The following is a 7147-nucleotide window of genomic DNA, read 5'->3' as shown; positions in this document are numbered from 1 at the left end:
AGTTCGTTGCGAGCCTTCTGCTGCTGGAACAGGTTGGCGTAGTCGGCATCGCTGATCTTGGCGTAGAACTCGTTCGTCGAACCGCAGGTCACCGATCGCAGGGTCGTCAGGTCGCCGCTGTTCATCGCGGTCACGTAGTTGACGGCGGTTTCGGCGGCCACGTCGGCCTGGGCGGGCTTGCGCAGGAACCACACCGCACCGCCGATCGCCGCCGCGAGCAGAATGGCCGCCGCGGCGAGGGCCCACGGCTTGCGGCTGCGGGACTTCTTCGGCTTGACGATCTGCGGGATGCTGGTGGGCTCCGCGTGCTCCGTCGTCTTCCAGCCGGCGGCGGTCTCTTCCTTGGTCGGCTCTTTGGTCGACGCAGCCGCTGCTGCGGGCTTGGTCTCCGTGGTGGCCGCGTCGGTCGTCGTCTTCGGTGCGGCGATCTTGACGGTTTCGGAGTCGTCCGGCTCGCCGGGCTTGTCCTCGAGCTTCTTGATCTCCGGGCGACCGGAGGGAGTCTTGTCGTCGGCGTCGGCGTCGGCGTCGGCGTCGGCCGCCGTCTCGGCCTCCGCCGCGTCATTCTCCTCGCCGGCTTCGTCGGCGTCCTCGTCAGTGGCGGACGAGGTGTCGCTGTCATCCGCTTCGGAGTCGTCGGCCGCGGAGTCAGCGGCCTCCGCCTCGTCACCCTCCGCCTCGTCGGTGTCAGAGTCGTCGGCGTCGGAATCGTCGGCTGCGGATTCCGTGTCAGCGGCCTCGGCTCCAGTGGCCTCGGCTTCAGTGTCGTCGGTCTGGTCCGCGTCGGCTTCATCGGTCGACTCGGCTGGCTCGTCGGCAGCCTTCTTGTCAGAGGCGAGCTTCGCGGCGACCGCGGCGGCAGCGGCTGCGGCCGCCCCGCCCGCTGCGGCCTCGGCGGCCACCGTCGAATCGGCTTCGACGGCCTCGGCATCGGCCGCGTCCTCGGCGGCTTCGGCCGCGTCGGAATCGTCTGCTGCGATGTCGTCGAGGTCGGGGAGGTCGTCGGAATCGGGCAGCTGGTCGCGGCTGATCACCCGGGTCGCGGCGTCGATACCGCCGCCGCCGGCCGGGTCGGTGGGCACGGCTGGCTCGGCTTCGGCCTCGTTCGCTGACTCGTCGGCCGCATCGGAAGCGTCGCCGGTCTCCGTTTCGGCGGCTTCGGCCGCGTCGTCCGACTCCTGATCGGGGGAGGAGTCGTCAGCCACGGCGTCGATGTCGTCGAGGTCGGGGAGGTCGTCGGAATCGGGCAGCTGGTCGCGGCTGATCACCCGCGTCGCCGAGTCGACGCCGCCGCCGCCCAACGGCTTCGCGGTGTCGGTGGTGTCCTCCGCCGCCTGCGCGTCGTCGGACGCTGGCGCGTCGGCACGCCGATTGCGCAGCGTGTTGATCTCCGGTGCGCCGGAGTCGCCGCTACCGTCGTTGCCGGCACCGGGGGTTTCGTCTGACTGCGCCATAGCGCCCGACCTGCCTTCGTCCATAGATCACTAGCGGCTCACACACTAGCGAAAAGCGCCCGGTCGGGCACACTCGGGATACCAGACCGGACATGGTGATCACACCGCTGCCAATGGTTGAATTGGACGGTGACTTCTTTCGGAGACTTGCTCGGCCCCCCGCCCACGCTACTCACCGGTGACGACGAAGCCGAGTCGGAGCTACTCAACGGCGTCGCTCCGGCGACCGTGGCCGCCGGTTCGCCGACCGCTTCCATCGCATGGGCGTACCTCGCCGAGGCGGCGTTGGGGACGGTCGACGAGAAGGCCGCGGCGGCCGGCGAGGTTCCGCCGGCGGTCATCGAGGCGTATGCGTACGCGCGCACCGGTTACCACCGCGGCCTCGACCAACTGCGCCGTCACGGCTGGAAGGGCTACGGGCCGGTGCCCTGGGAGCATCAGCAGAACCAGGGGTTCCTGCGGTGCGTCGGTGCGTTGGCGCGTGCCGCGCAGTTGATCGGCGAAGAGGACGAGTATCTCCGCTGCATGGACCTTCTCAACGATTGCGATCCGCGCGCGGCCGAACACGTGGGGCTCGGTTAGCGGGCATCGCTTCGGGTTGTCGCATCGCGAGGCCTTCACGGAGACGGCAGCAGGGTGCGATACTGCCTGACCAACAGTGAGCTTCAATCGAAGGGGGAACCGTGAAGGTCGATCTCGCGATGGTGCGGGGAATGGCGGGGCGGTACGAGGCGTTGTCGGCGGCCGTTGCCGCGCTGGATACGACTAAAGATACCCAGAACATGCCGACGGAACTCCCAGAGACTGATACGGGGAGATTCGCGCAAGTCGTCGGTAAACGAGTGGATCAGGCCTTCGACGCAACGGGCAACAGGATTACACGCATGGCGAAGGCCTGCCGGGCGGCTCGGACAACTATGACGACACCGACCTGGCGAGCGCAGAGAAACTGCGGGCCGCGGGCGTCCTGTGACCTTCACGGTCTCAAGTGTTCGCCGAATGAACCCGCCTGCATTGTCGACGGCCGCCAGCAACTTGCAGGCAGACAATGACAAGTTCGAGCAGAAGATCGACGACATGCTCCGGGAGGCCGAAGCGGCACACCGGTCATGGACTGGTATCGGTGGAGATGCCGCGCTCGCGAGGGCTAGAGCCGAGGCTCGGTTCGGCCGAGAGATCGCCGGTCAGGTTGACAATGTCATTGCTGCCTTCAACAGCGGCGCGGCTCGGCTCGGCTCGGCGCGCGGCGCACTGCTCCGGTCGGTGGACGGAGCAATCGCCGATGGGTTCGCCGTTCACGACCGTGATTGGACGGTAAAAGACACGAGACCAGAACCGGACGATGAGGGCGACCGATCCAGCCGAGAAACCGCACGCGCCAACCACGAGGCGTCTATCAAGGCAAACTTGAAGACGCTGGTCAGAGAAGATGAACAGGTCGGCTTCGCGATTGACTCCGCGATCGACGAGACGACAGCGACGGCAAACGATGTAGCGGCAGGGAGAACTTATCGTCCGCCCCGATCGCTCCTGGGAATGACGCCTGAACAGATTCAGGACCTGATTAATGACCCGCGCTTTCGCGAGTGGGTGCACAACCATCAGGACGCGGCGAAATCGTTGTTGGACCCCGCGTTCGACGCAGGATTGCTACAGAACTCTGAGTTCTACAAGAAGTTCCTAAGACATTATTGGGAGCGAGAAGCTTTAGAGCAGGCGGGCATCGATCCCCGCGGATGGGACCATACTGCCGGCACCGATGCAAACAAAGATAATATTCGAAAGGTCTACGAATATTACGGCCAGCTATTTATGGACCATCCGTACATGCAGTGGGCAGGCATGGCGAATATGATCGGCCCATCGTTCGCGGGTGGATTCTATGATTTGCGGACAATGATTAAGGTTGGTGAGGCGCTGGGGTGGCCGCCGGAGCTTGCCGCTCTAAAGGACGCGTCGCCTACTGATCTTGAATTCTTTGAATCTACTCTATTAGGGATGCAGAAGAAGATCTTTATGGACCAAGCAAGCCAGCACGAGGCATTCTTGAGCGGTGGCATGGAAGAGATCGAAAGAATGAGACTTGCTGGCGCCATCAACGATCAATCACATCTCGCTTGGAGTCGAATCGATGAAGGGCTAGCCACAGACAACCAAGCAAAAATTCGAGAAGGAAATCGAGCGTTGCTCTGGCGTGAGCAACACGATATCATCGACTCCGATTATCAGGCACTAAAAAGCCATCCAATCACGGGTCTTGCGTTCACCTATGGAATGACGGTTGCCGGATCGCCCTCGATTCCTGGGGCGGACGCTTTCAGCGAAGTATTTCCATACGAAGTGACTGTTCCTGCTCCGGTTGGACCGTTTGGTCTGTATGGGCACGTCGACACAACAATCACGTTGCCAGACGGAAATATTGCCGACTTCGACAGTCGATGGAATCTGATTGAGAAAGACACTCTTCCGGCGTACTTAGAGACGGTTGACAATGGAAGCGCCCGCGATATCGTATCGAGCGATTTTGCGGAAAGAATGAATAATAGTCGAATCGCTGAGATTCATCGCACTGGGATTATTAAGCTGGATATTCGGTCGGGTGAGATTCCGCTGGCGTCGGTGGGGTTGGAGCGTTCGTTACTTGGTCCGACGATTGGTGATCCGAGTGGTTCCGACATGTTGTTGGTTCTGGATGGTCCGACGGGACGAGAAAAGGTTTTTAGTTCGACAGCCACCGCAAGCGTCGATGAGCTTATGAGGTGTGTTGGTGTAGTGACATTCTGGCGCGTTGCGGAGACCCGTGCAGAGGCCTTTCTTGTCTTACGTGAAGGGGTTGATCAATGGGGCTTCTCGGCAGATCGTATTGAGGGGTGGCGCAAGAGTATCGATTCTGAACCTGACTCTGATGGCACAACCGTCATATCGGCGGGATTTGGTCGGGCGGGGTTGGTGAGCGAGGTAACCCTGAATTATCAGCGTCGCGGGAGGTCGGTTCTCAAGTATCAGATACATACATCGCCGGACGTTCGTAATCCTACGAATATCGCAAGCATCAAATCGACAGGCTACTTCGATAGTGCAAGCGTATTGGCGATAAGGAATGAGCGTGCTCGTCTGCGTCGCGAAGTAGGGGCTTCCTGATAAAGCGAGTGTCGGATTCGAGCGAGTAGACCCGCATAGAACGAGGTCGTTTCGAATTGCGAACGATAACGTCGGCTGTTCGCAAATAAGTTAGATGTTCGATCGGCTGGAGAACGGGATGTTGAGATCGGCTATCTACGCCATCGCTACTGTGGCCATGCTTGGGCTGTCACTTGCCGGATGTGCTCGTGAGGTCGAGGGGTCGACATGCATGAGAAGAAGGCAGAGGCCGAGGGCTTGGCCTACTCTAAGCTGGATGATGCCGGGATAGCTGAGATTCATCGCACTGGGATTATCAAGCTGGATATTCGGTCGGGTGAGATTCCGTTGGCGTCGGTGGGGTTGGAGCGTTCGTTACTTGGTCCGACGATTGGTGATCCGAGTGGTTCCGACATGTTGTTGGTTCTGGACGGTCCGACGGCGCGGGAAAAGGTCGTCAGTTCCACAGTCACCGCAAGTGTCGATGAGCTTATGAGGTGTGTCGGTGTTGTGACATTCTGGCGCGTTGCGGAGACGCGCGCGGAGGCTTTTAATATCCTGCGCGAAGGGGTCAATCAGTGGGGGTTTTCGGCAGAGCGTGTTGAGGCCTGGCGCAAGAGTATTGAGTCCGAACCCGACTCTGATGGTGACGCCGTCATTTCAAAAGGGTTCGGTCGTGCGGGGTTGGTAAGTGAAGTGACCTTGAACTATCAGCGGCGTGGAAGGTCGGTACTCAAGTATCAAATCTATGTCTCGCCGGAGTATCGAGATCCTGCCAACATTGAAAGCATTAAGGCGTCTGGCCAAGGGGATACTGCGAGTGTAGACAGGGCGCGAAACGAGATTGGGCGCGCCCGTCGTGGAGTCAAGCCAAACTAGAAGTATTTCCTGGGCGGATGGGCGGAGTTAGGTCGATGATGCGAACTGTAGGTGCGGGGCTGGTTGTCGTGCTCGCGATGATCGTCGCGGGGTGTACGCGTCAGAGTGACGGTCTGAGCATGGTCGAGAAGGAGTTCCGCGCCGAGAGTATGGCCTACTCCAGGCTGGATAAAACGGGGATCGCTGAGGTGCATCGCACTGGGATTGTCAAGCTGGATATTCGGTCGGGGGAGATTCCGCTGGCGTCAGTGGGTTTGGAGCGCGCGTTGTTGGGTGCGACGATAGGTGACCCGTCGGGCGAAGAACTGTTGCTGGTCATGGATGGCCCGTCGAGACGCGAAGCCGTGATGACTCGAACGGTCATGGCTACGGTCGAGGCCCCGACCGGGTCTGTTGGAATGGTGAGTTTTTGGCAGACTGCCGAGACAGGTTCGGCAGCGTTCGCACTCCTTCGCGAGGGCATCGCTCGTTGGGGATTTTCGCGAGAACGAGTGGAAGGTTGGATTCGCAGTATCGATGCGGAGCCGGACCCTGGCGGGAAGACCGCGATTTCTTCGGGAGTCGGTCCAGCAGGGCTCATTTGTCAGGTGAGCCTCAATTACAAGCGAATCGGGCGTTCGGTCTTGACATATGACATTTACACTTCGCCTGACTACCGCATCCCGGCGAATATCGATTCGATCAGACAAACGGGGTATATGGATTTGGGCGCGGTATCGCGGCAGCAGGCGGAAACTTCGCGTCGGGCAGCGCGGCCGGGCTGAGCACTACAGTTGGCCGCGACTGACCAGTTCGGTCGTGGTCAGCACGGCGATCGCGCTCACGGCGAGCAGGGCGACCAGCACGAACAACTGCATGATCGCCGCGGCGGTGGTCGACGCACCGCCCAGAACCATTCCCACGAAGGCGCCCGGAATGGTGACCAGACCGACCGATCGCGTCTGGTCGATCCCCGGAATCAGCGCGGTCGCCGCTGCGGGCCGGACGATCTCCATGCGCGCGTCGCGCGGCATGAAACCCAGCGAGAGCGTGGCGTCGACCTCGCCGTGTCGCGACGAGAGTTCGTCGTGGCTGTGGCGCCCGGCCAGCGAGGTCGCGATCATCGCGTTGCCGAGCATGATGCCCGCCGTCGGGATGATCGCAATGCCCTTGGCCGGCACCACGCCGAGTAGGACGACGGCACTGATGATGACCGCGGTCGGCACGGCGACCGGAAGCAGGCAGTACAGCCACATGCGCGCCGACCGGCGGCCCTCGGCGATGCGTCCGGCCGCCGTCGCCGCCGCCACGGCAGCCATGATCACGGTGAACAACGCCGAGGCCCACAGGCTGTGGATCACCACGGCGAGGACTGCCGCGAGGGCCGCCAGCTGAACGACCGCCCGTACGACCGCTGTCGCGGTATCCCGACCGTGGCCGCTGGAGGCGGCGATGTTGACGGCGATCGCGACCCCGGCGAGCACCACCATCACGACGACGAGTGCCGGCCCGATCCGAATGAGCTCATCCCCGAGGTGCTCCACCGGCCCATCTTGACAGGTGCGCGCCTTCCCGGCAGGCAGGATTCCCGCCTGGGCCGACCGGAGACGTGCGCGTGGCTATCATCTGCAACGGTGAGGCTGCGCCGCTCGTCAAGGCGGGAGAAACTCCCGACGGTTCGTCCCCATCCGGCTCAGGCGGTAGGGGAGCGGTGG

General features: G+C 62.0%; 6 protein-coding genes. 4 read left to right on the top strand and 2 right to left on the bottom strand.

What is annotated here, in order from left to right; genetic code table 11:
- The coding region (locus GOARA_RS10280; RefSeq protein ID WP_040522663.1) for an Rv0361 family membrane protein at nt 1-1454 on the bottom strand (1454 nt) is incomplete at its 3' end.
- A 129-nt stretch (nt 1455-1583) separates the two neighbouring features.
- Between GOARA_RS10280 and GOARA_RS10275 the strand changes: the two genes are divergently transcribed.
- The 4 genes from GOARA_RS10275 to GOARA_RS10270 all read left to right on the top strand — a co-directional run bounded on the left by GOARA_RS10275 (nt 1584) and on the right by GOARA_RS10270 (nt 6217).
- The gene (locus tag GOARA_RS10275) at nt 1584-2036 is read left to right on the top strand and encodes a DUF3151 domain-containing protein (protein WP_040522660.1); all 453 of its coding nucleotides are present in this window, start codon (nt 1584-1586) and stop codon (nt 2034-2036) included.
- A 417-nt stretch (nt 2037-2453) separates the two neighbouring features.
- Nucleotides 2454-4595, top strand: a complete 2142-nt coding sequence (locus GOARA_RS20580) for a hypothetical protein (protein WP_007322296.1) — start codon at nt 2454-2456, stop codon at nt 4593-4595.
- 207 nt (nt 4596-4802) lie between these two features.
- Nucleotides 4803-5453, top strand: coding sequence for a hypothetical protein (locus GOARA_RS19375; RefSeq protein ID WP_007322295.1), 651 nt, complete (start codon nt 4803-4805; stop codon nt 5451-5453).
- Between the two features lie 119 nt (nt 5454-5572).
- Nucleotides 5573-6217: a hypothetical protein gene (locus tag GOARA_RS10270; RefSeq protein ID WP_138947638.1), complete on the top strand. Its 645-nt coding sequence runs from the start codon at nt 5573-5575 to the stop codon at nt 6215-6217.
- A 3-nt stretch (nt 6218-6220) separates the two neighbouring features.
- Here GOARA_RS10270 and GOARA_RS10265 read toward each other — a convergent pair whose 3' ends face one another.
- Nucleotides 6221-6976 carry an ABC transporter permease gene (locus GOARA_RS10265; protein ID WP_007322293.1) on the bottom strand — a complete coding sequence of 252 codons (756 nt, stop codon included), beginning with the start codon at nt 6974-6976 and terminating at the stop codon, nt 6221-6223.
- Nucleotides 6977-7147 lie beyond the last annotated feature (171 nt).

It is taken from the genome of Gordonia araii NBRC 100433 (assembly GCF_000241265.1).
Classification (GTDB): domain Bacteria; phylum Actinomycetota; class Actinomycetes; order Mycobacteriales; family Mycobacteriaceae; genus Gordonia; species Gordonia araii.
This window is presented reverse-complemented; position numbering and strand designations above follow the sequence as displayed.

What these genes read in the sequence shown, in the direction of transcription:
- GOARA_RS20580 (WP_007322296.1), top strand. Translation starts at nt 2,454, where the DNA reads ATGAACCCGCCTGCATTGTCGACGGCCGCCAGCAACTTGCAGGCAGAC.
- GOARA_RS19375 (WP_007322295.1), top strand. Translation starts at nt 4,803, where the DNA reads ATGCATGAGAAGAAGGCAGAGGCCGAGGGCTTGGCCTACTCTAAGCTG.
- GOARA_RS10270 (WP_138947638.1), top strand. Translation starts at nt 5,573, where the DNA reads ATGGTCGAGAAGGAGTTCCGCGCCGAGAGTATGGCCTACTCCAGGCTG.